The organism is Paenarthrobacter sp. TE3676, assembly GCF_056279165.1.
This window is the reverse complement of sequence record NZ_JBWBQU010000002.1, coordinates 700,457-724,243: the sequence shown is the minus strand read 5'-3', so window position 1 is coordinate 724,243 and position 23,787 is coordinate 700,457. Positions and strand designations below refer to the sequence as shown.

General features: G+C 61.7%; 34 protein-coding genes and 1 tRNA gene. 26 read left to right on the top strand and 9 right to left on the bottom strand.

Going from position 1 to position 23,787, the window contains the following annotated elements:
• Positions 1–72: 72 nt before the first annotated feature.
• Complete coding sequence (locus tag ACZ881_RS07450) at positions 73–1,200, bottom strand: FUSC family protein (protein WP_091467432.1); 1,128 nt, start codon at positions 1,198–1,200, stop codon at positions 73–75.
• Positions 1,201–1,437: 237 nt separating this feature from the next.
• Here ACZ881_RS07450 and pstS point away from each other — a divergent pair, with 237 nt between their 5' ends.
• The 4 genes from pstS (at position 1,438) to pstB (ending at position 5,581) form a co-directional block, all read left to right on the top strand.
• Complete coding sequence (gene pstS / locus ACZ881_RS07445) at positions 1,438–2,559, top strand: phosphate ABC transporter substrate-binding protein PstS (protein WP_364307172.1); 1,122 nt, start codon at positions 1,438–1,440, stop codon at positions 2,557–2,559.
• Positions 2,560–2,695: 136 nt separating this feature from the next.
• Entirely contained in the window at positions 2,696–3,628 is a 933-nt protein-coding gene (gene pstC / locus ACZ881_RS07440) for a phosphate ABC transporter permease subunit PstC (RefSeq protein WP_017197022.1), read from the top strand.
• A complete protein-coding gene (pstA, locus tag ACZ881_RS07435; RefSeq protein WP_178994029.1) occupies positions 3,629–4,732 on the top strand; it encodes a phosphate ABC transporter permease PstA in 1,104 nt (367 codons plus the stop codon). It begins immediately after the preceding gene.
• 69 nt (positions 4,733–4,801) lie between these two features.
• A complete protein-coding gene (gene pstB / locus ACZ881_RS07430) occupies positions 4,802–5,581 on the top strand; it encodes a phosphate ABC transporter ATP-binding protein PstB (protein ID WP_011772968.1) in 780 nt (259 codons plus the stop codon).
• Between the two features lie 160 nt (positions 5,582–5,741).
• Here pstB and ACZ881_RS07425 read toward each other — a convergent pair whose 3' ends face one another.
• Positions 5,742–6,758, bottom strand: coding sequence for an inorganic phosphate transporter (locus ACZ881_RS07425; protein WP_454809093.1), 1,017 nt, complete (start codon positions 6,756–6,758; stop codon positions 5,742–5,744).
• Between the two features lies 1 nt (position 6,759).
• Positions 6,760–7,377: a DUF47 domain-containing protein gene (locus ACZ881_RS07420; RefSeq protein ID WP_043469600.1), complete on the bottom strand. Its 618-nt coding sequence runs from the start codon at positions 7,375–7,377 to the stop codon at positions 6,760–6,762.
• Positions 7,378–7,572: 195 nt separating this feature from the next.
• On the opposite strand from ACZ881_RS07420, the gene ACZ881_RS07415 reads away from it, so the two are divergent.
• A complete protein-coding gene (locus tag ACZ881_RS07415) occupies positions 7,573–8,304 on the top strand; it encodes a hypothetical protein (RefSeq protein ID WP_364307176.1) in 732 nt (243 codons plus the stop codon).
• A gap of 235 nt (positions 8,305–8,539) precedes the next feature.
• On the opposite strand, the gene ACZ881_RS07410 is transcribed toward ACZ881_RS07415, so the two are convergent.
• Entirely contained in the window at positions 8,540–9,199 is a 660-nt protein-coding gene (locus ACZ881_RS07410) for a hypothetical protein (protein ID WP_091464593.1), read from the bottom strand.
• 240 nt (positions 9,200–9,439) lie between these two features.
• Here ACZ881_RS07410 and ACZ881_RS07405 point away from each other — a divergent pair.
• A tRNA-Lys gene (locus tag ACZ881_RS07405) sits at positions 9,440–9,512 on the top strand.
• An 83-nt stretch (positions 9,513–9,595) separates the two neighbouring features.
• Here the strand turns inward: ACZ881_RS07405 and ACZ881_RS07400 are convergent.
• The 5 genes from ACZ881_RS07400 to ACZ881_RS07380 form a co-directional block, all read right to left on the bottom strand.
• Positions 9,596–10,960, bottom strand: a complete 1,365-nt coding sequence (locus tag ACZ881_RS07400) for a tyrosine-type recombinase/integrase (RefSeq protein WP_476113786.1) — start codon at positions 10,958–10,960, stop codon at positions 9,596–9,598.
• 62 nt (positions 10,961–11,022) lie between these two features.
• A complete protein-coding gene (locus ACZ881_RS07395; protein WP_476113784.1) occupies positions 11,023–11,367 on the bottom strand; it encodes an ImmA/IrrE family metallo-endopeptidase in 345 nt (114 codons plus the stop codon).
• A 113-nt stretch (positions 11,368–11,480) separates the two neighbouring features.
• Positions 11,481–12,368: a DNA adenine methylase gene (locus tag ACZ881_RS07390; protein ID WP_476113782.1), complete on the bottom strand. Its 888-nt coding sequence runs from the start codon at positions 12,366–12,368 to the stop codon at positions 11,481–11,483.
• Positions 12,369–12,381: 13 nt separating this feature from the next.
• A complete protein-coding gene (locus ACZ881_RS07385) occupies positions 12,382–13,737 on the bottom strand; it encodes a ParB N-terminal domain-containing protein (RefSeq protein WP_476113778.1) in 1,356 nt (451 codons plus the stop codon).
• A 107-nt stretch (positions 13,738–13,844) separates the two neighbouring features.
• Positions 13,845–14,456, bottom strand: coding sequence for a helix-turn-helix domain-containing protein (locus ACZ881_RS07380; RefSeq protein WP_476113775.1), 612 nt, complete (start codon positions 14,454–14,456; stop codon positions 13,845–13,847).
• A gap of 173 nt (positions 14,457–14,629) precedes the next feature.
• Between ACZ881_RS07380 and ACZ881_RS07375 the strand changes: the two genes are divergently transcribed.
• From ACZ881_RS07375 to ACZ881_RS07280, 20 genes are all read left to right on the top strand, one after another.
• A complete protein-coding gene (locus ACZ881_RS07375; protein WP_476113772.1) occupies positions 14,630–14,995 on the top strand; it encodes a helix-turn-helix domain-containing protein in 366 nt (121 codons plus the stop codon).
• Positions 14,992–15,624 carry a hypothetical protein gene (locus ACZ881_RS07370; protein ID WP_476113770.1) on the top strand — a complete coding sequence of 211 codons (633 nt, stop codon included), beginning with the start codon at positions 14,992–14,994 and terminating at the stop codon, positions 15,622–15,624. Before ACZ881_RS07375 ends, ACZ881_RS07370 begins: the two co-directional genes overlap by 4 nt.
• 71 nt (positions 15,625–15,695) lie before the next feature.
• On the top strand, positions 15,696–15,944 hold the full coding sequence (locus ACZ881_RS07365) for a helix-turn-helix domain-containing protein (RefSeq protein WP_476113767.1): 249 nt from the start codon (positions 15,696–15,698) through the stop codon (positions 15,942–15,944).
• A gap of 136 nt (positions 15,945–16,080) precedes the next feature.
• On the top strand, positions 16,081–16,665 hold the full coding sequence (locus ACZ881_RS07360; RefSeq protein ID WP_476113765.1) for a hypothetical protein: 585 nt from the start codon (positions 16,081–16,083) through the stop codon (positions 16,663–16,665).
• Positions 16,662–16,931 (top strand): hypothetical protein, encoded by a 270-nt coding sequence (locus ACZ881_RS07355; RefSeq protein WP_476113762.1) that lies wholly within the window; start codon positions 16,662–16,664, stop codon positions 16,929–16,931. The genes ACZ881_RS07360 and ACZ881_RS07355 overlap by 4 nt, the downstream gene beginning before the upstream one ends.
• Complete coding sequence (locus ACZ881_RS07350; protein ID WP_420179659.1) at positions 16,928–17,128, top strand: hypothetical protein; 201 nt, start codon at positions 16,928–16,930, stop codon at positions 17,126–17,128. Before ACZ881_RS07355 ends, ACZ881_RS07350 begins: the two co-directional genes overlap by 4 nt.
• Before the next feature lie 22 nt (positions 17,129–17,150).
• Complete coding sequence (locus ACZ881_RS07345) at positions 17,151–17,474, top strand: hypothetical protein (protein WP_476113759.1); 324 nt, start codon at positions 17,151–17,153, stop codon at positions 17,472–17,474.
• Positions 17,471–18,811 (top strand): ParB/RepB/Spo0J family partition protein, encoded by a 1,341-nt coding sequence (locus tag ACZ881_RS07340; RefSeq protein WP_476113757.1) that lies wholly within the window; start codon positions 17,471–17,473, stop codon positions 18,809–18,811. The genes ACZ881_RS07345 and ACZ881_RS07340 overlap by 4 nt, the downstream gene beginning before the upstream one ends.
• Positions 18,812–18,890: 79 nt before the next feature.
• The gene (locus tag ACZ881_RS07335; protein ID WP_476113755.1) at positions 18,891–19,184 is read left to right on the top strand and encodes a hypothetical protein; all 294 of its coding nucleotides are present in this window, start codon (positions 18,891–18,893) and stop codon (positions 19,182–19,184) included.
• On the top strand, positions 19,181–19,471 hold the full coding sequence (locus tag ACZ881_RS07330) for a hypothetical protein (protein ID WP_476113753.1): 291 nt from the start codon (positions 19,181–19,183) through the stop codon (positions 19,469–19,471). The genes ACZ881_RS07335 and ACZ881_RS07330 overlap by 4 nt, the downstream gene beginning before the upstream one ends.
• Entirely contained in the window at positions 19,468–19,974 is a 507-nt protein-coding gene (locus tag ACZ881_RS07325; RefSeq protein ID WP_476113750.1) for a hypothetical protein, read from the top strand. The genes ACZ881_RS07330 and ACZ881_RS07325 overlap by 4 nt, the downstream gene beginning before the upstream one ends.
• The gene (locus tag ACZ881_RS07320; protein WP_476113746.1) at positions 19,971–20,264 is read left to right on the top strand and encodes a hypothetical protein; all 294 of its coding nucleotides are present in this window, start codon (positions 19,971–19,973) and stop codon (positions 20,262–20,264) included. Before ACZ881_RS07325 ends, ACZ881_RS07320 begins: the two co-directional genes overlap by 4 nt.
• A complete protein-coding gene (locus ACZ881_RS07315) occupies positions 20,261–20,686 on the top strand; it encodes an ASCH domain-containing protein (protein ID WP_476113744.1) in 426 nt (141 codons plus the stop codon). Before ACZ881_RS07320 ends, ACZ881_RS07315 begins: the two co-directional genes overlap by 4 nt.
• Before the next feature lie 107 nt (positions 20,687–20,793).
• Positions 20,794–21,030, top strand: coding sequence for a hypothetical protein (locus tag ACZ881_RS07310; protein WP_476113741.1), 237 nt, complete (start codon positions 20,794–20,796; stop codon positions 21,028–21,030).
• Positions 21,027–21,152, top strand: coding sequence for a hypothetical protein (locus tag ACZ881_RS07305; RefSeq protein ID WP_476113739.1), 126 nt, complete (start codon positions 21,027–21,029; stop codon positions 21,150–21,152). The genes ACZ881_RS07310 and ACZ881_RS07305 overlap by 4 nt, the downstream gene beginning before the upstream one ends.
• Positions 21,149–21,547, top strand: coding sequence for a hypothetical protein (locus ACZ881_RS07300; RefSeq protein WP_476113736.1), 399 nt, complete (start codon positions 21,149–21,151; stop codon positions 21,545–21,547). Before ACZ881_RS07305 ends, ACZ881_RS07300 begins: the two co-directional genes overlap by 4 nt.
• Positions 21,540–21,992 carry a hypothetical protein gene (locus tag ACZ881_RS07295; RefSeq protein ID WP_476113734.1) on the top strand — a complete coding sequence of 151 codons (453 nt, stop codon included), beginning with the start codon at positions 21,540–21,542 and terminating at the stop codon, positions 21,990–21,992. Before ACZ881_RS07300 ends, ACZ881_RS07295 begins: the two co-directional genes overlap by 8 nt.
• Positions 21,989–22,360, top strand: a complete 372-nt coding sequence (locus ACZ881_RS07290; protein ID WP_476113731.1) for a hypothetical protein — start codon at positions 21,989–21,991, stop codon at positions 22,358–22,360. Before ACZ881_RS07295 ends, ACZ881_RS07290 begins: the two co-directional genes overlap by 4 nt.
• The gene (locus tag ACZ881_RS07285; RefSeq protein ID WP_476113730.1) at positions 22,357–22,878 is read left to right on the top strand and encodes a hypothetical protein; all 522 of its coding nucleotides are present in this window, start codon (positions 22,357–22,359) and stop codon (positions 22,876–22,878) included. Before ACZ881_RS07290 ends, ACZ881_RS07285 begins: the two co-directional genes overlap by 4 nt.
• A gap of 158 nt (positions 22,879–23,036) precedes the next feature.
• Positions 23,037–23,645, top strand: coding sequence for a hypothetical protein (locus ACZ881_RS07280; RefSeq protein WP_476113726.1), 609 nt, complete (start codon positions 23,037–23,039; stop codon positions 23,643–23,645).
• The last annotated feature ends 142 nt before the right edge of the window (positions 23,646–23,787 follow it).

Below are 23,787 nucleotides of genomic sequence, written 5' to 3'. Positions count from 1 at the left end.
TTAGCCGCCGAGGTTGCACTTAATGACGGTGTCAGGCCGTGGCATCGTCATCAAATGCCATCTCGGCGAAGGCTACAGCGCCGGGAGCACCGCCCGGGCCTCGTCCGGTTCCATCCCGCTCGCTTCCAGCAGGTCCACCATGAGCGGACGGAAAAGCATGACTACGGTTTCGCCCTCGAGCCTCTGGACGTCCAGCATCTTGGGATGCAGCCGGGCTGCGATATCTGAAAGATCATTCCGGGCACGGCGGAGATGCACACGGCGGGTACCCTCACTTTGCTCGGACAAGCCGATGTTCATCTCATCAATCGCGGCCGCAGTTTCCTGAAGGACATCGGAGATGCTGTCGATCGCTTCATCGGACAACGCTGCATGGTTGATTGCGCTGGTGAGGCGCCGCGCAAACACCCGGCTGTTACGGAGCGCGAGGTCAATGTACTCCAGCGAATGCTCCAAGCCGGCGAGTTCGTCGCGATGCCTGCGGTGGGCCGGAGCCAGGGTGGCAACTTCACCGGAAGCGCGCAAAGTCTGCCGCATCCGGTCCACCAATGGCTGGCAGTTCCGGCCGCGGATCAGGGCGTGCCAGGCAGTAGTGGAGTCGCTCTCGGTCAATGCCTTGGCGCACTCACGGAGCACCTCCGCGAGCTCATGAAGAATTTTCTGGACGTCCTTCCGGGGCTCCCGTCGCGGATCTTTGGGCACCAGGATGGTCACCAGCAACGCAAACACTCCACCGATCACGGCGTCGAGGCTTCGCGTAAACGGCCCGCCAGCCGGCGCCGGCAGCAGCACCACCAGCAACGACTGCAGTCCCAGCTGGGTGGTGAAGATCGTGCCGCTGTCCAGGAACCTGGCCAGCAGGATGGAGAAAAGAAGCACGACGGCGGCCTGCCAGATCCCGGCGCCCAGCCAGTGAAGCAACAGGTCACCAACCACGATGCCCAGCGTGCAGCCAAGGCCTACCTCGATCACGCGACGCAGCCGCGGATCGCGGGAGAAGCCAAGGGCAATCAACGACGAGGTCGCCGCGAACAGGGGTCCTTGGTGGCCCAGTACGTACTCGGCGAAAGCGTAGGCACCGACGGCGCACACCGTCATCTGAATGGCCGGAGTCAGGGAATTGCGGCTGCGGACCAGGCCCGTCCGGACTCTGGCGCGCAGGAACCTCTTGCTTGCAGAAAATCCTTTCGCGGCAGCCATGCCTTCCAGTCTATTTGCCCAACCCCCCTCAACTACCGCAAGCCGGGTGCCGCTCAAGGTGGCACGCGCCACATAACCCAATGGTCCGCCGTCGTTCACCTTCCGTTCACCTTTCACCGCAGATCCCGTTACCTGCACTCCTTACCTTCAGTAAAGGAACAAAAAGGTCCACAGCTCGCGCACGCCGAAATCTCCGTTCGGCCCGCATCGAAGAATCCCTGGAAGGGGCACATCCAAGTGAAGGCAACTCACTTCGGCCGCAACGCGGCAATCGCGGTCATCGCAGCCGGCGCTCTCGCGCTCACTGCTTGCGGTTCAGACAACGCAACGGGCACCACTGGCGGCACCCAGTCGGCAGCCTCCGGCCCCAAGGTCACCGGCACCCTGACCGGCATTGGCGCTTCCTCCACCGGCGCAGCCATGGACGCCTGGAAGGCCGGCTTCTCCGCCGCGAACTCCGGCGCAACTGTTCAGTACTCCCCCGATGGTTCCGGCGCAGGCCGCAAGGCCATCATCGACGGCTCGGCACAGTTCGCCGGCTCCGACGCCTACCTGAAGGACGAAGAGCTCGAGAGCTCCAAGGCCAAGTGCGGCCCCGAAGGCGCCATCAACATCCCGGTGTACATCTCCCCGATCGCTGTTGCCTTCAACGTTCCCGGCGTCACGGACCTGAAGCTGGACGCCACCACCGTGGCCAAGATCTTCCGCGGCCAAATCGCCAACTGGAACGATCCCGCAATCGCCGCCCTCAACGAAGGCGTCACCCTGCCGGACCTCAAGGTCACCCCCGTGAACCGCTCCGATGACTCCGGGACCACCACCAACTTCACCGACTACCTCGCATCTGCTGCACCCGAGGTTTGGACGGACAAGGCTGCCGGCATCTGGCCCGCAAGCCTCGCCGGCGAGAACGCCAAGGGCACCTCCGGCGTCGTCAAGACCGTCACCGACACCCCGGGTGCCGTGACCTACGCTGATGACTCCGCTGTCTCCGGCAAGCTGGGCACCGCGTCCATCAAGGTGGGCGAAGAGTTCGTCAAGATCTCCGCAGAAGCCGCTGCCAAGGCTGTCGAAGCAGGCAAGCCTGTTGAGGGCCGCGCCGCCAACGATGTCGCCATCAAGCTGGACCGCAAGACCACCGCATCGGGCGCCTACCCCGTAGTCCTCGTCTCGTACCACGTTGTCTGCAGCACCTACGAGACCAAGGAAGTTGCTGACCTGGTCAAGGGCTTCGAAAGCTACGTCGTTTCCGACGAGGGACAGAAGACCGCCGCTGACGCCGCGAAGTCCGCACCGCTCTCCAAGACGCTGCAGGACAAGGCCAAGGCCGCTATCGAAACCATCAAGGCCAAGGCCTAAGGTTTCCCGGCGGGTTTGCCGAACCCGGCTGAACACTGAAGTTCCCTGTCCCGCGCGACGTGGCCGCAGAGCCGCTCGCGCGGGGCAGGGAACTTAGCCATGTAAGACCAGTTCACTGAGACTGAAGGATCGTGAAGTGACCACCAACTCCCTGACAACCTCCCAAGGCGCAGGACGCGCCGGGGACAAGGTTTTCTCCGGGGCCGCCATGGCCGCAGGGTGCCTGATTCTCGCGGTCCTCTTCGGAGTCGCGCTATTCCTTGTGGTGCAGGCAATCCCCGCCCTCACTGCCCCGGCTGAGGACATCCAGGGCGGCAACGGCTTCTTCGCCTATATCGCCCCGATCGTGGTGGGCACATTGATTGCCGCCGTGATCGCCCTCGTCATCGCCACTCCCGTGGCCATCGGCGTGGCACTGTTCATCTCGCACTACGCCCCGCGCCGGCTCGCTTCGGGCCTCGGCTACGTGGTGGACCTGCTCGCCGCCATCCCCTCCGTTGTCTACGGCGCCTGGGGTGCAGCATTCCTGGCCAAGGAAATCTCCCCGGCCTACGACTGGCTGGCCACGTACCTCGGCTGGATCCCGATCTTCGAAGGACCGGCATCCGCCACCGGCAAGACCATCCTTACCGCCGGCATCGTCCTGTCCGTCATGGTCCTTCCCATCATCACCTCCCTGTCCCGCGAAATCTTCCTGCAGACCCCCAAGCTGCACGAGGAAGCAGCGCTCGCACTTGGAGCTACCCGATGGGAAATGATCAAGATGGCCGTGCTGCCCTTCGGCCGCCCCGGCATCATCAGCGCCATCATGCTGGGCCTCGGCCGAGCACTCGGTGAGACCATGGCCGTTGCCTTGGTGCTCTCGTCCGGTGTCCTGACTGCAAGCCTCATCCAGTCCGGCAACCAGACCATCGCCGCGGAAATCGCCCTGAACTTCCCCGAAGCCAGCGGTATCAAGGTCAACACGTTGATCGCAGCCGGCTTGGTGCTGTTCGTCATCACCCTTGGCGTCAACATGATCGCCCGCTGGATCATCACCCGGCACAAAGAATTCTCGGGAGCCAACTAAATGTCCGCCACAGTAGTCCGCAAGCGCTCAGCGCTCACCAAGGGCCAACTGCCCAAGTTCGCGCCCTACATTGTCCTGGCCGTCGCGCTCATTGTCGGCGCGGCCATCCTGGCGCTCATCGGCTTCAACGCCTTCGGCTGGGGCATCGTCTCCGCCATCCTGTTCGCGGTGGGGCTGGTCTCCTGGAGCGGCGCTGTTGAAGGTGCCCGCAAAGCCAAGGACAAGCTCGCCACGTGCCTGGTGGTCGGTGCCTTCCTGGTTGCATTGCTGCCCCTGATCTCGGTCATCGTCACCGTCCTGGTCAACGGCATCCCCGGGCTCATCACACCCGGCTTCCTGGGCACCTCCATGAACGGTGTTACCGGTGCCTTCGATAACAAGGCAGTGGAGGAAGGCGCACCCGTCCTCGGCGGCATCTACCACGCGCTGCTGGGCACCATCCAGATCACGCTACTTGCCACGGTGATCTCCGTGCCCGTGGGCCTCCTGACTTCCATCTACCTGGTGGAATACGGCAACGACCGTCCGCTGGCCCGCGCCATCACGTTCTTCGTGGATGTCATGACCGGCATCCCGTCGATCGTGGCCGGCCTTTTCGCGGCAGCGTTCTTCTTCGCCATCGTGGGCCCCGGCACCAAGACCGGTGCGGTGGCCGCCGTCGCACTATCCGTCCTGATGATCCCTGTTGTGGTCCGCTCCAGCGAGGAAATGCTCAAGATCGTCCCGAACGAGCTCCGCGAGGCCTCGTACGCGCTGGGCGTGCGGAAGTGGCGCACCATCACCAAAGTGGTCATTCCGACGGCGATCTCCGGCATCGCGTCCGGCGTCACCTTGGCGATCGCCCGCGTCATCGGTGAAACCGCGCCGATCCTGGTCACCGCCGGGTTCGCGACCACCATCAACAACAATGTGTTCGGTGGCTGGATGGCCTCGCTGCCCACGTTCATTTACACGCAGATCCTCAACCCGACGTCGCCGTCCAACCCTGGCCCCTCGGACCAGCGTGCCTGGGGCGCCGCGCTGGTGCTGATCATCCTGGTGATGCTCCTGAACCTCGGAGCCCGCCTCATTGCCCGTCTGTTCGCACCCAAAACGGGACGCTAGCCGGGCCGGCCAACGGTTACCCGGCGGCCCCTTCAAACTTCCACACCCCCCAAGGAACAAAGGAACACCATGTCTAAGCGCATCGACGTCAAAGACCTGAATGTCTACTACGGCAACTTCCTGGCCGTCGAGGACGTCAACATCAACATCCAAGCCAAGTCCGTTACGGCTTTCATCGGCCCGTCCGGCTGCGGCAAGTCCACCTTCCTCCGCACGCTGAACCGCATGCACGAGGTCCTTCCCGGCGCGCGCGTTGAGGGCGAGGTCCTCCTGGACGGCGACAACCTCTACGGACCCGGTGTTGACCCCGTGACCGTCCGCACCCAGGTTGGTATGGTTTTCCAGCGCCCCAACCCGTTCCCCACCATGTCCATCCGTGACAACGTGCTGGCCGGCGTGAAGCTGAACAACAAGAAGATCTCCAAGGGCGCAGCTGACGCCCTGGTGGAGAAGTCCCTGGTGGGAGCCAACCTCTGGAACGAGGTCAAGGACCGCCTGGACAAGCCCGGTTCCGGCCTTTCCGGTGGTCAGCAGCAGCGCCTTTGCATCGCCCGCGCCATCGCCGTCGAGCCCCAGGTGATCCTCATGGACGAGCCCTGCTCGGCCTTGGACCCCATCTCCACTTTGGCCGTTGAGGACCTCATCAACGAGCTCAAGGACCAGTACACCGTGGTGATCGTTACCCACAACATGCAGCAGGCTGCGCGTGTGTCCGACAAGACCGCGTTCTTCAACATTGCGGGCACCGGCAAGCCCGGCAAGCTGATCGAGTTCGCTGACACCACCAGCATCTTCAATAACCCTGGTCAGAAAGCAACGGAAGACTACGTCTCCGGCCGCTTCGGATAAGGGGTTCTACAGGTTCCGGCTTCTCTGGGGGGAGTCGGCACAGAACGACGGCGGCCGTCGCCTTGGGGGTACGGCCGCCGTCGTTTTTTCTTACCCAAGTAGGTAACAGCAAACGTCGCAATGAGCGCTCATTGCGACGTTTGCTGTTACTCAGTTGGTTTTACAAATCTGCGAGGGGCGAGAACGCCAGCTCCAGGATGAAGGCCGCGGCTGCCGTGATCAACGGTGTGGCCACCCAGAACAACAGCACCCTCCTGACCAAGCGCCTGTTGACGGTGTGGAACCGCTGGTTCACGCCCGAACCCAGCACGGAGGCGGTCAACGTATGGGTGGTGGAAAGCGGCAGGTGAAATCCGATTGCGCCGATGAAGAGCATCACGGACGTCAGGGTCTGTGCCACGAAACCGCGCAGCGGATCCACCCGAATGAGTTTGTGGCCGAGGGTGTGGGAGATTCGCCAGCCGCCAAACATGGTCCCTGCCGTGAGCATGATGGCGGTGAGCAGGAGGATCCAGAGAGGTACGTCGCTGCCGCTGGACAAGCCCGCGGCCACCATGGCCAGGACCATGACGGCGGCCGTGCGCTGGCCGTCCTGGAGTCCGTGGCCGAATGCCACAGCGGCGGTTGAGATGGCCTGCGCCCGCCGGAACCTCCGGTTCACAACGTTCGGTTGGGTGTAGCGCGCAGCCCACGTCACAGGCCACACCAGCAGGTATGCAGCCACGAACGCGATGACAGGGGAGAGCACCAGGGGCAGGGCCACCTGGGTCAGCAGGACATTGTCCATGCCTCCCACCGCGTTGCCGCCCACAAGGACACTCGCGGCCCCGGCACCGATCAGGCCGCCGACCAATGAGTTCGTGGAGGACAAGGGAATTCCTCGCCACCACGCGTACACGCCCCACAAGATGGCCGCGGTGAGCGCGGACGCCAGCATGGTGAGGCCACTGGTGCCCTCCGGCAACGTGATCCACGATTGCGTAAAGGCGAGGATGAAGGTGCCGCTGAGCATGGCACCCACAAAATTGAAGACTGCAGCCAAAAGCACGGCGACTGACGGCGTGAGGGCGCGGGTCCGCGTGGACAGCGCGACGGCGTTGGAGACGTCGCGGAAGCCGTTGAGGAATGCGAACCCGGAGGCCAGAGCAACCACGAGGACCAGGAATGCGATGGTCACGTCATGATTCCTTGACGATGATGCTGCCTACCTGGGTGGCGACCTTCCGCATGTCCTTGGTAACTTCCACCAGCTGGTTGGCGATGTCCCGGTGCCGAGCGTACTGCGTGGACTTCATATCCTTGAGCATCTCGGCCACCCAGATCCGGTGCGACCGCTCTGCACGTTTGGCCAGCCGAAGGATCTCGATCCAGTAGTCCTCAAGTTCGTCCAGGTCCTCAAGCTTCCGCATCGCATCCACCGTGAGCTCAGCCTGCCGGCTGATGATCTCCAACTGGTCTGCAGCGCGCTTGGGGAGCCGATCCAGCTTGTAGAGAGCTACAAGATCTCCGGCGGCGTCCAGCTTCTCCATGGCCTCATTGAGGTGGCGGGAGAGCGTGTACATGTCCTCGCGGGGGAGCGGGTTCACAAAGCTGGTGCGCATGTGCGTCAGCAGCGCGAAATGCAGGTCCAAGGACTTGGACTCGTGCTCGTGCAATTCTTCGGCGAGACGCTGGTGCTCACTGGCGGGCGCCCCGAGTATCTCCGAGAGCGTTCCAGTAGCGGCAACGATGACGCCGGCCATCTGCGCGAGCAGTACGAGCCCGGCAGGTTCCTGGGGAAAAAGGCGCAGCTTCATTTCGCTTCCGGGCTGGGGACGGATGGGCACGGGTGGTTTGACTTGACGCCGCCCGTTTCGCTCCCAACTTTACCGGCACTGCCACGGCGTCGGTGAAGGGCAGGACACCGTGACGGGGAGTAGTCCCCATCGCTGAGCCTCCGTAACCGTGCAACACTGGGTAAGCACTTAATTAATCCACTCAATGGGGGAACTATGCGATTCAACAATGTAGTGAAAATCACGGGCCTCGCCGCTGCCGGCCTGCTGGCCCTGACCGCCTGCGGCGGAGCAACGGCGGGCCCGACGACGGCTGGTCCCGAATCGTCGTCGTCCTCGTCTGCGTCCAACTCGCCTTCAGCGTCTGCTTCCCCGTTGGCCTCGACTTCGTCCGAAGGCGCCGGCACCTCCTCGGGTTCTTACAAGGTAGCGGCCTGGGCGCTGCCCATTTCGGAAGCAGGGGACAAGCTGGGCAGCCTCAAGGGCGATAGCTTCAGCGTGGACATCTACCAGGTGGCTACCGATGTCGCGTCCAAGGACAGCATGTTCGTGGACAAGGAAACCAAGGAAAACCTGCTCAAGAAGGGCGATCCGGTGGTTTACCTGAACTACGTGGTCACCAACACCTCGTCCGCGGACATTCCCCTGAGCCACTCGCTGATTACTCCCAGCGCGAAGTACACGGACTGGAAGTACATGGGCGGAATGCCTTCGGACTCCAGTAGCGACGGGTATAAGAAGCACGGGCTCAGCAGTTCCGGCACCAAGCTCAAGGAAGAGGCCCCGTTCGTGCTGAAGCCGGGCGAGTCCTTCAATATTGCGGAGAACTTTGCCTACACCGCGGGCAAGGAAACCGAGATCGAGGCGACCATGACTCCTGCTGCAGCAGACGGCAAGCTGGACCACGACAAGAAGGAAAAGGCCGAAACCACGGTCACGCTGAAGTAGTTTTCAGCGCGTTTGCCCGGGTCTGCCACAGTGCAAGCCCGGGCAAAGCTGCGTTTGGGCATAAAAATGGTGCCGAACCGGATACGCCTCTCGGCGGTAGGCCGCTCGAAGCGGCTGTAAGTTGAAGCCCGGGGGTTTCGCGGTTCGACACCAGTTTTAGTTTTCACCGTCAGGCGGGCTAAGTCAACATTGACAGTCCGGGCCCGACGTGGGTACGTTTTGCCCTTTTACCTGGTTAGTCGAGCTCTCCCAAGCGCCACGCATTGGCCGCGTGCTCGAGGTCTTCGGCAGTCTTCACCAGCTGGTGCGAATTACGTGTGAGCTTGCTGGCGTGGCCCTCGTTGCTGTGTTCCGCGCCGTCGGCAAGAGTCGCTTGGCCGAGTGCCACCACGCGGCAGAACGCGGCGGAGCGTTCCAGCGCGACGTCGAACTCGCCGTCGAAAGCGCCGGACAAAATGGCGTCAGCCATGGTCTTCATTTCGTCGGCTCCCGGCGGCTCTGCTGCGCCGGCCACCACGTTGGAAACCTGTGCGGTGTCACGTCCTGCCCTGAAGTAGACGGAGATCCGTTCGGGGTTCTGGATGGTGGCGGCACGGAGGGCATAGAGCCTCCAAAGAGCGCCGGGCAAGGAACGCGCAGGGCTCTCGGCCCACATCTCGGCGATGGCTTCGAGGCCCTGCTCGTCAGCCAGCTTCACCAGGCGGTGGGTCACCTTGGGGTCATCGCTGTCCCGGCCGCGTCTCACCAGCGCCTGTGCGGCCAGATGGGCTGCCTCCGAAACCCGGGCGGGATCTGCCCCGCCCGCGAACGGCTCGAAATCGATGGGCGCGAAGGGCTTGGGTTTGTGATGCCTGTTCGCTCCGCCGTACGCACGTGATCCTGGCTGTTCGCTCATGAGTTCACCGTACTCCTGTGCTCTGGTGGGGTCGAGTAACGGTTGCCGGGGCTGCCGGTCGTGCTCTCGGCGTGCCGTCACCACCTACTTTGCCGCCGCCCCGGGCCCGGCACGCCGCAGCCGCCGCGCACCGCCGTCGAACTTTCTCCCAAAGCAGGTGACGACGGCGCATGCCGCCTTGAGTTCCGCAACGGCCTTGACGTTGGGGTACAGTATTCATGGCTGTTTCTACAGCTGGAGGGGCCTTTAGCTCAGTTGGTAGAGCATCGGACTTTTAATCCGTGGGTCGTGGGTTCGATCCCCACAGGGCCCACCCTCCGAATCCCCCGGAACCACACGGTTCCGGGGGATTTTTTATGTGCCCGGCCATAGGGGCTTGAGGGCCTATTTGAGGGCCTATCCGCTGCGGCGCTTCCGGAACGCGGCCATATCGACCACGGGGGAGGGGGCTGCTGGTTCGGGCTCAGGTTCCGGTTCCGGGTCCGCTGCCCAGAGGGCGTTGCCGACCTTTCGGGCCGCGTCCACCTTCATTTCGTCCAAGACGTGCTGGTAGCGGGTGAGCATCGACATCTGAGACCAGCCCATGATGTCCATGACCACACGCCCGGGCACGCCCATGAGCAGCAGGACCGTCGCGGCCGTGTGGCGGGAGTCGTGGACGCGCACCTCATCGACACCGTTCTCCGTCAGGAAGTCTTTCCATGCCGCATGGTCTTTGCGGGCGTCAAGGGCTTTGCCGTTGCGTTGGCTGAAGACAAGATCCACCGTCTCACCGTTGGCCGAGGTGAACGGCGCCCAGCGGTCGCCTTCCTCGGCCCGGATCCGCAACTGCTCACGACGGTGCACACGGAAGGCCTTCACCAGGTCATCGGGGAGCGGGACATCACGCTTGCCGGCCTTAGACTTCGGCTCGCCCAGGTACAGGCCGCCGCCGTGACGCTTGGGGCAGTCCGCTCCGCGCTTACCTCCGCAGCTCGGCTTCTTCTCTGTCGCGCCTGGGCACCCGTGTTCCCACGGCAGCCGGAACAGCTCGCGGTGGATGCTCAGCTTGCCGCCGTCCAGATCCATCTTGTCCCACGCGAGGCCCAACACTTCGCCCTGCCGCGGTCCCATGGCCAGGGACACCAACCACCGTGCGCCGTTCTCCTGGTCAGTCACCGCGGCGCGCACCAGCTTCTTGGCATCGGCCGTGGTGAGGATCTGAGGTTCGAACGCTGCTGCTTGTGGGCCGTCCATCCGGTCGGTGGGGTTTGTCGCTATCCGCTGCCGTTGGACGGCGATCTTTAGGGCCCTGTGCAGAATGCGGTGCAGCTGCGCGATGGTGCTCTCCGATTTGCCCAGCTCGCGCATGCCGGCATAGGCCAGCTCGAAATGCTCAGGCTTGAGCTTGTCCAAGCGAACCTTGCCAAGTGGCTTGTCCTCAACCCAGACGCGGATATAGGAGCGGTAGCCCACCATAGTTCGCGGACGCACCCGTCCGGAGGTGGGGGCGATGGTTGTCAGCCAGTGATCCAGCCATACCTGCAAGGTGGGCGGACGGGAGGCTGAGAGGACGCCGTCTTCCTTCTGGCGGACGGCATCACGTAACGCCCTGTTGGCTTCTGCCCTGTTGGCACCGTAGACCGAGCGTCGGCGCCTCTTGCCGTTGGCGCCGATGCCGAGGTCTACCTCTGCCCGCCAGCGGCCATCCGCTTGCTGGTACGCTTCAGCGCCGTCACCTTTTGGCCGCCTCTTCTTCTTAGGCTTCTCTGGTTCGGACATGGCTTCCCCTCCATGATGCGAGTATGTGCAGGCGAGGCCGGAGGCGCTCGCGTGCTTGATTGTCAGTGCTGCTGTAGTTCGACGCCCAGGAGGATCGACCATTCAGCCTCGGTGAGGCTCTTGAATCGGTCCTGGAGGACCTCCGGCGTGACCCAGAGTTCATCGGCCAGCTCCCCGAAGGAGCGTGACCAGGCCAAACCTGCTGTCAGGTGCTCAATGCGGACGAGGCGTCGGGCTGTCTCTGCGCAAACCTCGGCTTCGATAGCTGGCGGCTGACAGCCGAGATGCTTACGCTCCAAGTGGATCAGTTCATGGGTGATTGCGCACCGGCGTTCAACCTGGTCGAGGGCCTTATCGAGCCAGATTGTGTCGATACCGTTGGTACGCCCAGGAGCCCCGTCGGGCATGACGATCCACGAAAGCCGTACGTGCGCCAGCGTTCTAAGAGCCCTCCAAGGATGAAACACCCCGAGAACATATCGTGGCGGTACGACAGTCTGGCCTGGAAGGATGCTGTTGGCTAGACAGCGTCAGCGGCAAGAGTAGGAAGGAATCTTCCTGTGCGATTCGGAGTGACTCGAAGATCAGGAACCGCTAAATCGGGGCTGAACAGCATGTATTCACTGCCGACATGCTGTTTTTGAGCCGTGTGAGAGATCTCGAAGATCGCGCATCGCAGTTCGGAGTAGAGCGTCTGCCGAATGTCTTTGTGCACGTCGTAGGTTAGGACCCAGGGAAGGCTTGTTGCGGCGAGGTGCGCGGAGAGACTGCCGTGTGATGCGCCGAAGGCGTGGAGGTACAGCCGTTCTCCCTCTTCGATGTAAGGGGGATCCACGTAGACGAAAGTGTCATTCCCGAGGGGTTCAAGGTCGTTAAGGAACGCTAGAGCATCCTTTTGGTGGATGGTTACGGCGTTGGAGTATTGGCCGAGGAAGCGAACCCGTTCTGCTAGAGCTGTCTTATTAAACCTGGCATCGATTTTCCACGTTCCTGTTTGGTCCAGCCCGCCAATCGGTCGAGCTTCCAGGATGCCTGATCGGTTCGCACGGTTCAGGAAGAACGTCGCGAATCCGAGATCGAATCGGTCTGCGTCTTCACCGGCGGCGTAAATCTGACGCCATTCGTGCCATTTCTCTAGCGAGACTTCTGCTGTTTCAATGGCTCGGGCGAAGCGCTCCGTGTCGTTGAACACACCTTCCCAGAATGCACCTATGCCAGGGTTGATGTCGTTGATGTGGATCCGATCGACATGTCCTTGCGTTAAGAGGGCAAGGGCGGCTCCGGCACCTCCGGCAAATGGTTCCGCGTATTGCCGTGGTCGGGAAGGCTGCGCGTCGATGAGTCGCCGAAAATATGGCGCCAGTCGAGCTTTCCCGCCGGGGTATCGGAGTGGGGAGATGTACCTCATGCTAGTGATTCTTTCAGGGTTTCGTGTTGGTGGCCACCGCGTTGCTGCCTGTGTCTCCGCGTTCCAACAGAGCCTTCAGGAGATCGTGGATGGTTCCCCAAATATTCTTGACCTCTGCGGGGGTGAAGACAGCCCACTCGTTGTGGTTCGCGGCATTCAACGCATCGGCAGAAAGCGTCCAGCTCTTATCCTTGCCAACGCTCATTTGCTGGACAGTGCCCTGAAATCTCTTCAGGTCATCTTGGAGTTGCACATGCCCGGACAGCCATTTCAGGCAATCGCCGTAGCCCACGAAGTTGCGGTGGGTTGGAATCTTCTCGCCCTGAAGGTGGGCATACGACTTGACTGTCTTCTCGACCAGGGTGCGAATGGCGTCGATAGTGATGTTGGGCGCATCGTCAACGTTAATTCTCCCAAGTTCGGCAACGAGCTTCCTGACGGAATTCGAATAGCCGTCATGAACCTTGACGCTGCTGAATCTCAATTTCGGACCAGCAAAGGGATCGCGCGGAGCTCTGGATGCACCGTTTGTCGTGCTGCTGCCCTCGGGAGCCGGTGGTCTTGCTCCGGGCCGCCCCTGGGTGGGTGCGTGCTGAGCTACGGGCTTGTCTTTCCTGAGTTCTTTGCTTGGGGCGGAAGACTCGGGTCCGTCAAGCCACTTATTTCGATGGTCTGTAGTGTTCCAGACGCGTGACCAAGGCGTCTGACCCACCGCCAGTGGCGTAGCCAACTTTTCGACCAGTCCGGAGAAGAATGGCTTGAGGTCCAAGGGGTCGTAGAAAGCGATGACCTGCCCGTCAGAGATCTCCAGGCCGAGCTTCTCTTTGGTCTCTTTCGCGTCCAGAATGCGATCGAGGTTGGTGTATTGGTTGCCGTGCACTACGGCATCCAGTTGTTCCATGAGCTGCCGGTCGTCTCCGTACCATGCCTCCATGGCGCTGATGATTCGCTCAAGATTACTGATGTTGCCAGTGCGCCTAGCTCGGAAATTCTCTTTCTGCCTCGCGCCCCAGCTCTTGATGCCGCGGCCGCTGGCTTGACTGTGCTTCATCTCTATCCAGTCATCCGCTTGGTCGCGATCGGCTGCGACAGCAACAGATGCAGATTTGATGGCCGCGACCCGGATCTTATTCAGCCGCTCATACTTCGACCGATCTTCTTCAGGCGCTAGCCTGGGCCGGTCCATTAGGCGAAGAGCGCAGAGCCGACGATTACCTTCTAGAACGATGAACCGCCCGCCCTCCTCGACGACGATCATGGGCTCGACAGGATTCAGCTGACCGCGCCTGGCGATGTCCGAAGCCAGTTTGAGGATGGAGTCCCCTTCGACTGCCAGCATTTCAGCGAGGGCCGACGGCTGATCCGTCATCACGCGGGCCAGCCGCGGGTTGCTGAGGTCAAGATCCAGCTTTGACACTGGAACTGTTTTCGTCTTCATTGGTCCCCCATATCTCGTGGCCGTTAGATCGGCCGGTACTAATTGTCAGTGTCAGAGTCCTGCGACTCTTCCCCTATGCCATCCCATTTGCGCTCGCGGTCTTTATGGCTCGTGGGGCCGGTGTACGCGGCAAGGTCCTGCCAGTTGTCCGGCAATGGAATATTGCCATCAGCAGGAGCGTCATGGTCTGACAGGAGAGACGCTAGGTTGGTCTTCTGTCCAGAGCGAGGGTTACGGCGTTTGCCGGCATCCCGGATGTCGGTTGGCTGTTCGTGGTCTGCGGTGTTACTGGCATCTTCGGCCTTCTCCAAGTCCACGAGGACCCGTGCCAGGTCGATCATGATCTTTCGCGACTTCGGCGAAAGATTATCGACTCCTGGTGGGAGTTCCTCGGCAAACGGTGGACCGGGGGCAGGTTGCCCCGCGGCCGTGAATGCAACCGAATCATCCACTCCGGCCAGCCAGGCTAGGGCACGCAGTGTCGGCTCCCTGGGGATCGACTTATAAGTGCCTTGGCGAATCTGGTTGATCGTCGTGTAGGTCACCGTGTAGCCGGCCCCTTGGGCCATCTGCGACAGAGCCAAGCCAGACGCGTCGTGACGCTGGATGGCCAGCTCCACGAGTTCCTTCAGGCTTTCAGGTTGCTTCACGACAACGACTCTCCCTTTTCGACATCACCTTGTGAAACCTGCTGATGACGGAACCATTACAAGTAGACAGCCCTACTTTACAGACGGGAGTAAGGGAAAACCCCTTGTGAGATTGACAAGTAGCTGCAATATGGTCAGACTAAGCTTGTAATCGCCACAACAAGGGAGTAGAAATGTCGGTATCAACATTCAGGCGCCGCAGGGCGCAGTCGAAGAAGGGGACGTGGATGAGGGTCAAGGACGCTGACCGAATCCGGCGCTGGCGCAAGCAGCGCAGGTTCTCCCAGGCTCAACTAGCCGCCCTGGTTGGATGCTCTCAGCAGATGATCAGTTACTTGGAGACCGGCGTTGAGAAGACGTGCACGTCTCCCCTCGGCGTCGCAATCGGCGCATGGCTCGAAGTGCCCTGGGAGGAACTCTTCGAGGCTGAAGAGTTTGAAGTTGTGCCAGGAGTTGCAAGTTCGAATATCAACATTTCTAATCCCCATGGGTCTCGCCGGAGCGGGTCCGGAACGCACCACCGAAGGATGTCGGCATGAACCAGTTTGAGAACCAAGAGGAGCTGGAGCCGAAGGCTGACACCGGTGCGGGAGCGGTGACCATCAACATTGTTGGAGCGCCCGAAGTAGATGCGACGGAGCTTGCCGCAGCGATCATCCGCAAGCGGCACCCGATCAGTCTCGCCATGAAACCTGCCCGGGCACACGCCCTGGCTGAAGTAAACGAGGTCATCGGCGGATGGCATCTGTATAGGGAGGTCGGTTGTGAGGACCGGGCCACACTCATCGTGGTGGACAAGCTGACCCGGTTCCTCAAAGACCTCCTAGGAGCGGCGGTCGTTGTTGATGACGAAGGCGGTCTGGGACTTCCCGACGATCAACGTGCCGAGAACATCACGCTCCTCACCCTCCAGAGTCGCGCCGTGGTACGTCGCAGTCTGGTCGCTGCTGAGAACGTCGTCGATGTCCTTCGCAAGCTGCTGGCGAGTAATGCCGTCAACGGTGTACCAATCCCCGTTGATGATGACCTGGGCCATGAATCTTCCCCTTCTGTAGGTGCACCAGATGGTGCGGTGTGTGACAACCCGAATCCTACAGACGGGGAACCCCTATCCGGCGCGGCAGCACCTTCCCCCGCTGCTGCCGCGCCGGACCCAAAGACCACATGAGAAAGCCCTCAGCTGATGCAACAGCTGAGGGCCTGAGTCGAAAACCCAATCCATCACGAAAGGAATCTCCAATGGGAAGCGTATCAATGTTCCCCGGACCGTCCGAGTCCAAAGCCGCCGAAAGAGGTGTCACCGCGCTCCTGAGCGTCGTTGACGCAGCGGCAGTTCTCGGCGTCTCCAAGCACTACGTCCAAGACAGGATCACTGCGGGGGAGTTGCGAGTCGTGGAGCTGGCCACGAACGTGCGCCAAAAGATCCGCGTCCGCGCTGACGATCTCCAAGCGTTCATCGACAACAGAACGTCAGCAGGTGCAGCATGAGCACCCTCGCAAAACGGCCAAGAACGATGCGCCGAAAGCTGGCGCGTGCCTCGTGGGAAGCATTCGTAACCGTGGGATGCCCCGCGATAGGCGCCCTTGCATTCTTTGCAATCGCCAAGGGCTTGGGGTGGTAGACGTGTCGAACAAAAAACCCGACCTCCTGCCCCGTAACTCCTACTTTCAAGCCGTCGATCGGCAGATGGAAACGGACTCCTTCCCGTCCAAGATCATCCCGACCGAACAGGGACGCCGGCACAAGCTGCTGACCCTCGCTATTCAGGATGCTGAGCACCTCATTGGTGCACTCAAGACTGCGAAGCACTTCGACCGCCTGGGCAACATTGAGCACGCCCTCCCGCAAATCAGCGATGCGCTCGCTGATGTGGTCGCGAAGGCAAACAACTTTGTTTCAGACGTGGAGGTATCAACGGATCGCTATCGCCGCGCCGTAGCCGATTCCTCCAATGAGGCTGCCGGGGGGCAGTCCTCTGATCCGGCAGCTGCCGTCGAATCCCCCGATGTGCCGGCGGCAGCTGCCTCCACTCCGGATGAAGAGGGCAGCAACATAGTCCACTTTGAGTGGAGTGGTCCCACGCTGGTGGGGACCGCGCCGAAGCCGGGACCGCATCTCGTTGCCTCAACCAGTCCGAGGCTTGTTTCGGTAGAGCAGATCCAGTCCAACGTGGAGCGCATCTTTGGTTTGAACGGTGGCAGAAGATGAAGGCCAGGAAGAAGTCGTTCGCGGTCGTTCATCCCATCGGACACCGGCCTTTCCAGGACACCTGCGATTTGCACTACCGCAGCACTGCGGAGTTCAAGCAGCAGATGACCGCTTATGCCCGTCGCAAGTGGCCGCTGCCCCAGGCGATCGAGATCGACCTTTCAACGAACACGATCGTTGTAAACGGTGTTGATCGGGGGAAGTTCTCGGAGCACGAGCACCGGGAGTCGGCCCGTAAGGCTATCCAGCTTGGGTTGGAACTGTGAGGCGCCCGACGGCGCGGGTCGGCCTGTATCGCCGCCGCGCCTGCCTTTACGGTCCCCTTGTGGTCCTGGGCGCAGCGCTGATCCTCATGACCAGCCCCAATATCAACGGCGCTTACCTCGCTGGTCTGCTGATCATGCTGACCGGTGCTGGTGGTTTCGTTCTCGAGTCGGGCCCGCAGCCCGGGCGTAGAAGATGATGGCCGGCGATTGGGGGTGCCGATGACAGATAGACCACCAGGCGCCCGCCCCGGCGCCGCCCCGTTACCCCAGACAGCGGACGCTGTCCCGGTCCTTACTCAGAAGGACCAGGAGAACGTCCACCGCCAGAGGCAGGAAGCAGCCACCGAACAAGAGTGGCTTGGCAACCCAGTAGTCCGTGATGACGCTGCGTTGCGCCTTCTCCGCATCGAACGTACGACCACCCGCGCCCTTTCGGCGTTGCAGGATGGCGAACTCGATGCAGCTATCAGCCGGCTACAGGCCGCGCTGACCCTTGCCCTGGCGGAGCAAGCACTTACCGAACCTTGCGAAGGACAATCATGACCACCATCGAAACAAGAAGAATCGCCGTCGATGACCTTATCGACAACCCCGACAATCCCCGTTCTGATCTCGGTTCCGACCAGGACCTTGTTGAACTGGCGAACAGCCTCGGCAAGGACGGCAACACCGACGACTGCCACGTAGTCCCGATCACCGAAGGCGTGGACGCTGGCAAATTCATGCTGCTGGAGGGCCACAGAAGAAAAGCCGCGGCCCGGCTGGGCAACGTCGCAGATCTCGCCTGCAAGATCCGGAATGACCTCGACACGAAGGCGAAGCAGATCGCTTTCATGATTGTGGCGAACACCCACCGCGAGAACTTCACGGAGATGGACGCGGCCCGCGGCGTGCAGTCCCTTCTGGACTGCGAGGGCATGAACGTCAAGGCTGTGGCCAAGTCCCTGAGCCGTGGTGAAAAGTACGTCCGTACCAGGTCGAAAATAACGAAGCTGTCAGAGGCAGCTCAGACCAAGATCGAAGACGCGACCCTGAACATTGATCAGGCTCTGGAGCTCCTCGCTTTCGCTGACGATGAGAAGGCAGAGGCGCGGCTGCTACAGGTGGCGGACAAGCCAAATGACTGGGAGGTACGGCTCGCCGCCGAGAAGGAAGTACGCGCTTGGAAGGAGAACCTTCCGCGCCTGACAGCTGAGCTGCAAGGAGCGGGAGTCGAGGTTGCCGACCGCCCCGAGGGTCCCCAGTGGGAGTGGAAGGAACTTTCACCGACGTACGCGGAAGCGACCGTGGCCGAAGCTGTGGCCGGTGATCTAATCGCCATCCTCCACCCGGACTTCCCTAAGATCACGTGGGCCAGGAAGCGCGTGCCCCATACGCCTTGGACGCCGCCCGAGAAGACGGCCGAGGAGATCGCCGCCGACGTGCGCCGTGGCGAGATCATCCGAGGCTTGGAGCTTGCTGCTCCTGTCCGTGAGGCGTTCCTCAAAGGCAGTCTGAAGAAGCCATCTGCCGACGTCGTGCACCAGCTCGCGCTGGACATGGCCGAACAGCTCGACCTTGGCTCCGTCAGTTTCTGGCTCGGCATTGAAGAGCACGAGGAGATCGACGAGCAGGAGGTCGTTGACGGCATCGCCAAGCTTTCCACTGACCAGCTCATCGTTCTCAACCACCTGGTGCGTCACGGCGGGAACAAAGAAGAGCTGCTCACGGACCTCGCCTCTTGGGGCCGCGATACCGGCTACATGTCCACTGGGCCTTGGCGCGAGTCCCTGGAACACTCCTACGGCTACAAGTGGACCGAAGCAGAACTGGAGGCCATCCAGTACTTCGCCGCCCAGAAGGCAGCTCTCGCGGAGGGCTCCGACGATGACGACGCCTAGCCACTTCCTCAAACGAAATGCTGACAACGAGCCGGTCTGCGCATGCGGTTTCCGGCCGGCAACTCTGGATACCTTCTTGGTGAGCAACCGGACTCACAAGTCCAAGACGAAGGTCCTGGACCACGTGGACGCCATGCTGGGATTCAAAGCCTCGGCACCGTTCGACGGGAACCCTGACCGCCGCTACCCGCGTGCTGGAGTCCGGCCAAGCGCCAGCGGTCGCTGGAAGCTCACGCTCTGGGACGAACCAGACGTCATGCACCCAGTCGAGAATCCCTGGCACGACACCGCCCGGGAAGCATTCGACTACGGCCAGCTCATAATCCACCAGCACCGCAAGGCTGGCACACGCCTGAACGGGATGGCCAAATGAGCAGCCGCCCATCATTCGCGGAGCAAAAGCTCAACGTCTACCGCGGACGCTACGACGAAGCATCACAAATCGTGGACGCGCTCAGGACCCGACGTCGGAACCTCCTGTACGCCATCGTCGCGGACGACCTGGACGGCAAAGACACCACGCTCGACTCCCGCCGCCTCCAGCAAACCGACGACGAGCTGGACCTCGCCCGGGTGAGCGAGTCCGCCGCATGGTTCGCACTCCGCGCCGAAGAACGCCGAGACCACCCCACCCACCAGCCACGAGAGGCCAGAAGATGACCGCCGAGGACGCCAAACGCCGGACTAAGCGCCGCTACGCCCACGAACTCTACCCACTTGGCGAAGAGTTCGAAGTGCGCCCCCTGGAAGTAGAAGTGCCTTACCTGTATGCCCGGGCCATCGGATTCCAGGTGTGGGGAACAAGCTGGTTCGATGGCGACACCGAACTCGCCAAGGAACAGAGACGCGCCCGCACATTGCAGATGATCGATGCCTGCCACATTGCACTTATGGCCGACGCGATGCACCAAGGTCTCAGCGGCCAGGAAGCATGGGCTTGGGCCGAGAGCCGCATGGACGAAAGCGGAGAGTGGATCTACCAGCGAGCCGTGCACTACGGCGTGGACCCCGGGCTGATCAAGCCATACCAGTGCGGCCCGGAGCCTGACAGCCACGATCACGACGAAGCGGTTGAAGGTGTCACTTGGACCCGCGTCCACCGCATCGAGGGCAAGGAGAGCGAGTGCGAAGAATGCACCGAACCAGTGGAGGAGGCATCGTGACACGGCCCAACACCGCGGACAGGGTGGTCAACGGGAAGCGCACCATGACCGTCAAGCGCTGCTGCGACGGCTGCGGCGAACCCATTGGTGATGCCACCGATCAGGAGCTGGAGGCCGCAGTTATGGGGCGCCTCCCCTCCGTCATCGACGAACACGGCTGCCACAAGCCCATAGCCCAGGCGGAAGAAGACGCTATGTGGGCCCAGCTCCTCAGCCGTCCAGCGAAGCTCAACACCTGTAGTGCCTGCAAGAAGGCGCTCAACGGCCAGGGCGAGTGTGATTGCTCATGAACGACGCCGAAGCACCCACCCTAAAAGCTGTCACGGTAAAGAACCCCTGGGCATGGTCGATCCTCCATGCAGGCAAGGACGTCGAGAACCGATCGCAGTCCATCAACCACCGTGGAACTCTCTACATCCACGCTGCGAAGCGGGACGACGAGGCCGGGTACGAGAACGAGACGTTCCGCCAGGCGCGAGCCGCGGCGCCGCAGACGGTCAAGAACCACCTCCACCTGAAGGGTCACGTGCTCGGCACGGTGGAAGTCGTGGGCTGCCACTACTCCACTGAATGCCGAACCGCAGACGGTTACTGCTCGGAGTGGGCCCGTCCCGGTTTCTACCACTGGGAACTAGCGAACCCGAGGCCGCTCGCGTGCCCGTTCCCTGAGATCGGGCAGCTTGGCCTGTGGAATCTGGCGGCGACTGCATGAGCCGACCCATGGAACTCACCATTCACCCACCCATTCCGACGTTCCCGCCAGAAGTGCCGCGAGGAGGCACGCCGTTTTCTCAGGCAGTTGGTAGCTTCCGGGCATCTGTGGAATGGCAGGTGGATCGGATCAAGGAAGCAGCACTATCGCAGAGTAAGCGCCTCACGGGAGTGGAACTGGCGGCCGAGTTCTGGCATGCGGCCCAGGTCGCCACCTACGCTCGCGGCCGTCTCGATTGGGGCTTGCCTGGCTACAGTCCGATCTCAGCGGACCGCGCCGAAGACATTGAGCACATTCTGTGCCGGTTCGCGGAGCTTCCCCACTACGACGAGGACGAACAGTGACAGCGGCAGCCGACGAACCCCCGCCGGCCGAATCGCAGACGCCCATCCTCGACCGGAAGCTGCGGAACCTCCCGCCCGAACAACTCCAAACCATCCTCACAGAGAAGGAAACGAACCGATGAGCGCAAACCTGGACGCGACACCCATCTACCGCATCACCGAGGAGATCTTGTGTGAGCGACTTCGCCAGCACGCCAAATGGGGCGAGCAGAACCACCCAAACGGCACCGGTGAGAAGACCACGCCCATGGCTGAGATCGTTCGCGGCCCGGCAAACGCGATCGTGAACAGGCATTTTGCCTTCGGCCTCGCTTTCCAAGCCAAGAGCGCCACTGACAACCATGCCAAGGAAGGCACTCTCACCTACGCTGACATCTTCCTTGAGGAAGTCTTCGAAGCTCTGGCTGAGGATGACCCGGAGAAGCTACGTGCCGAATTGATCCAGTGCGCGGCCGTCGCCACGGCGTGGGTTGAGAAGATCGACCGTGACACAGCGCGGGCGGCCACCAATGCCTGACATCACTGATTTGTTGCAGCCCCTGAAAGACCGACTCGCCGCAGCCACCGGCGCAGCACCTGTTCCTTGGCAGGCAGTCGGAACCGGCGTCCGAGGCGGTGACCACTGGTACATCTGTGCAGAAGGGCAGAGCATAGCCAGCATCGCCTGCAATGACGGCGAGAACGAAGAGCATCGCGAACCTCTCGCCCAGTTCTTTACTGCTGCCCCCACGGATCAGGCCAAGCTCATCGCAGCCATAGAAGCCGCCGAACGCGCCATGGCGGGAAGGGCCGAGTCCTACGGGGAAACATGGGAGCGGCTCAACCAGCAGGTCTTGGACCGCCGCCCTGACCGTGATCCCGAAGCGGCGGCGCGATACGCAAACTACGCCAACTCAGCCAATGCAGCACTTGACGCGTTCCGCCACGCGATCACCCAGGCACTGGGTGGTGACACGGCATGAGCGAGCCACAAAGCAACCATCCGCTTGGCATGTTCGAATGGTCCGAGTTCGGAGCATGGTATCCGGATACCTACTGCGAAGAGGGCATGCTTTTCGACGCTGACAGCAACTGCGGAGGAGAGATCCCCTGCATGTTTTGCAACCCCGCGGCGTACTGGGAATACCGATTCGATGGCGGCTACGTCAGCCCGACGTGCTCCAAGTGTGAAACGATCCTGCCCCACAAGACGCCGCTGGTGTTCCTTGACGGTGAGACCCTGAAATTCAGCGCATGCTGCCCCCGCTGTGGGGACCAGCCTATGCTCTACCGCGACTACGAGAACGTGGACGACTACAGTGCCGAGCCGGAAGGCTGGGTGGCGGCATGAGCACTGGAATGCCCCAAGGAATCTGGCTGAACAAATTCGGCGTCATTGTGGAGCAGGTATTCGGGCATACGCCTTACCATGTGGGGTCCTCGCTCAAATCGAAAGATTGGCGTGACATCGATGTGAGGTTGATCCTCCCCGACGACGAGTACGACGCAATGTTCGGGAAGGCCCGACTGAACTATGTGGATCCAAAGTTCGCGGGTCTGACACTTGCCTTCGCGGCGCTGGCCAAGGAGATGACCGGGCTGCCTGTCGATTTCCAGATCCAGCGGCAGTCGTACGCAAACAAGGTGTACGGCCAAGAGTGGAGGAGTGCTCTAACGGAGCACTCGCCCGTGCCTGATGAAGTAGCGAAGCTTGAGGAAGCCCTGGACGCTGTGGAGGCTCATTGCGAAGAGATCATCTCAAACGCAGACGGCCACAAGCCTCCGGGACCGCCTAATCCGACGCCGCAGCAGGGAGTGGCGGCCCGTATCAGGACGATCGTTCGCAAGGCACGAGGAGAGGGTCAGTAGGTGAGGCAAGCCCATGAAGCTGTGTGCTGATTGCGGCCACCACCATGGCGACCCTGATAACCGGTGGCCGTCTTGCAACGGCTACACCTACCCAGAGAATTCGAACGGTATTCGCCGGTGCGCGTGCACCGGCCCAGGAACAAGAACAGGAGAGGTAAATGAGCGCAGAAAATCAGACTGAACGAACAATGCTGGATCTCCTCCTGGCTCGATACAACACAGAGCGCCAAGGGACAATCGCAGACCGTTGGGTCAGGGCTGAGCATGTTCGGTCATCCCAATGCGTTTGGGAACCACTGAGCATCGCGGACTTCATTGCCATCGATAAGTACGCCAGCAGCCAGGCCATCCACGGCCACGAGGTCAAGGTGTCCCGCTCCGACTGGCTGACGGAACTGCGAGACCCGTCCAAGGCAGAGCGGATCAAACGATTTTGCCACCGCTGGTGGCTCGTCGTGCCGGACGCCAAGATCATCAAGCCGGGCGAACTTCCCGACGGCTGGGGCCTCATGGTCAAGAGCGGAAACCTCCTCCGAACTAAGAACCGAGCGCCGGAGCTGGAACCCGAACCGCTGACGCTCGACTTCGTAGCCGGCCTCACCGCAGCAGTCCAACGAACCGCAATGCGCGAACCGCTCCACCGCGATGCGCGCACGATCTCTACCTGGAACGAGCGCCACGGGAGCAGGCAGCTCTGTCAGGGCTGCGGCGAACTAGCGCCCTGCCAGCTTCACCAACCCCGAGCCGTAAAGAAGGAGGCGGCGTGAGTAAGCGGAACCCACATGACCTCGTTCAGTTTGCGGAGGAGGTGCTGGGCGTGGAACTTCTGCCTTGGCAGAAGGAACATCTACAGCGCATGGCTCTACCAAGGACCGTCGTACTGCACGGCGGCTATAGAAACAACATGCC

What these genes read in the sequence shown, in the direction of transcription:
- ACZ881_RS07345 (WP_476113759.1), top strand. Translation starts at nt 17,151, where the DNA reads ATGACAGATAGACCACCAGGCGCCCGCCCCGGCGCCGCCCCGTTACCC.
- ACZ881_RS07280 (WP_476113726.1), top strand. Translation starts at nt 23,037, where the DNA reads ATGAGCGCAGAAAATCAGACTGAACGAACAATGCTGGATCTCCTCCTG.
- ACZ881_RS07375 (WP_476113772.1), top strand. Translation starts at nt 14,630, where the DNA reads ATGTCGGTATCAACATTCAGGCGCCGCAGGGCGCAGTCGAAGAAGGGG.
- ACZ881_RS07285 (WP_476113730.1), top strand. Translation starts at nt 22,357, where the DNA reads ATGAGCACTGGAATGCCCCAAGGAATCTGGCTGAACAAATTCGGCGTC.
- ACZ881_RS07365 (WP_476113767.1), top strand. Translation starts at nt 15,696, where the DNA reads ATGGGAAGCGTATCAATGTTCCCCGGACCGTCCGAGTCCAAAGCCGCC.
- ACZ881_RS07370 (WP_476113770.1), top strand. Translation starts at nt 14,992, where the DNA reads ATGAACCAGTTTGAGAACCAAGAGGAGCTGGAGCCGAAGGCTGACACC.
- ACZ881_RS07450 (WP_091467432.1), bottom strand. Translation starts at nt 1,200, where the DNA reads ATGGCTGCCGCGAAAGGATTTTCTGCAAGCAAGAGGTTCCTGCGCGCC.
- ACZ881_RS07420 (WP_043469600.1), bottom strand. Translation starts at nt 7,377, where the DNA reads ATGAAGCTGCGCCTTTTTCCCCAGGAACCTGCCGGGCTCGTACTGCTC.
- ACZ881_RS07400 (WP_476113786.1), bottom strand. Translation starts at nt 10,960, where the DNA reads ATGTCCGAACCAGAGAAGCCTAAGAAGAAGAGGCGGCCAAAAGGTGAC.
- ACZ881_RS07390 (WP_476113782.1), bottom strand. Translation starts at nt 12,368, where the DNA reads ATGAGGTACATCTCCCCACTCCGATACCCCGGCGGGAAAGCTCGACTG.
- ACZ881_RS07330 (WP_476113753.1), top strand. Translation starts at nt 19,181, where the DNA reads ATGAGCAGCCGCCCATCATTCGCGGAGCAAAAGCTCAACGTCTACCGC.
- pstA (WP_178994029.1), top strand. Translation starts at nt 3,629, where the DNA reads ATGTCCGCCACAGTAGTCCGCAAGCGCTCAGCGCTCACCAAGGGCCAA.
- ACZ881_RS07315 (WP_476113744.1), top strand. Translation starts at nt 20,261, where the DNA reads ATGAACGACGCCGAAGCACCCACCCTAAAAGCTGTCACGGTAAAGAAC.
- ACZ881_RS07325 (WP_476113750.1), top strand. Translation starts at nt 19,468, where the DNA reads ATGACCGCCGAGGACGCCAAACGCCGGACTAAGCGCCGCTACGCCCAC.
- ACZ881_RS07295 (WP_476113734.1), top strand. Translation starts at nt 21,540, where the DNA reads ATGCCTGACATCACTGATTTGTTGCAGCCCCTGAAAGACCGACTCGCC.
- ACZ881_RS07410 (WP_091464593.1), bottom strand. Translation starts at nt 9,199, where the DNA reads ATGAGCGAACAGCCAGGATCACGTGCGTACGGCGGAGCGAACAGGCAT.
- ACZ881_RS07300 (WP_476113736.1), top strand. Translation starts at nt 21,149, where the DNA reads ATGAGCGCAAACCTGGACGCGACACCCATCTACCGCATCACCGAGGAG.
- ACZ881_RS07385 (WP_476113778.1), bottom strand. Translation starts at nt 13,737, where the DNA reads ATGACGGATCAGCCGTCGGCCCTCGCTGAAATGCTGGCAGTCGAAGGG.
- ACZ881_RS07415 (WP_364307176.1), top strand. Translation starts at nt 7,573, where the DNA reads ATGCGATTCAACAATGTAGTGAAAATCACGGGCCTCGCCGCTGCCGGC.
- ACZ881_RS07340 (WP_476113757.1), top strand. Translation starts at nt 17,471, where the DNA reads ATGACCACCATCGAAACAAGAAGAATCGCCGTCGATGACCTTATCGAC.
- ACZ881_RS07395 (WP_476113784.1), bottom strand. Translation starts at nt 11,367, where the DNA reads ATGCCCGACGGGGCTCCTGGGCGTACCAACGGTATCGACACAATCTGG.
- ACZ881_RS07355 (WP_476113762.1), top strand. Translation starts at nt 16,662, where the DNA reads ATGAAGGCCAGGAAGAAGTCGTTCGCGGTCGTTCATCCCATCGGACAC.
- pstB (WP_011772968.1), top strand. Translation starts at nt 4,802, where the DNA reads ATGTCTAAGCGCATCGACGTCAAAGACCTGAATGTCTACTACGGCAAC.
- ACZ881_RS07290 (WP_476113731.1), top strand. Translation starts at nt 21,989, where the DNA reads ATGAGCGAGCCACAAAGCAACCATCCGCTTGGCATGTTCGAATGGTCC.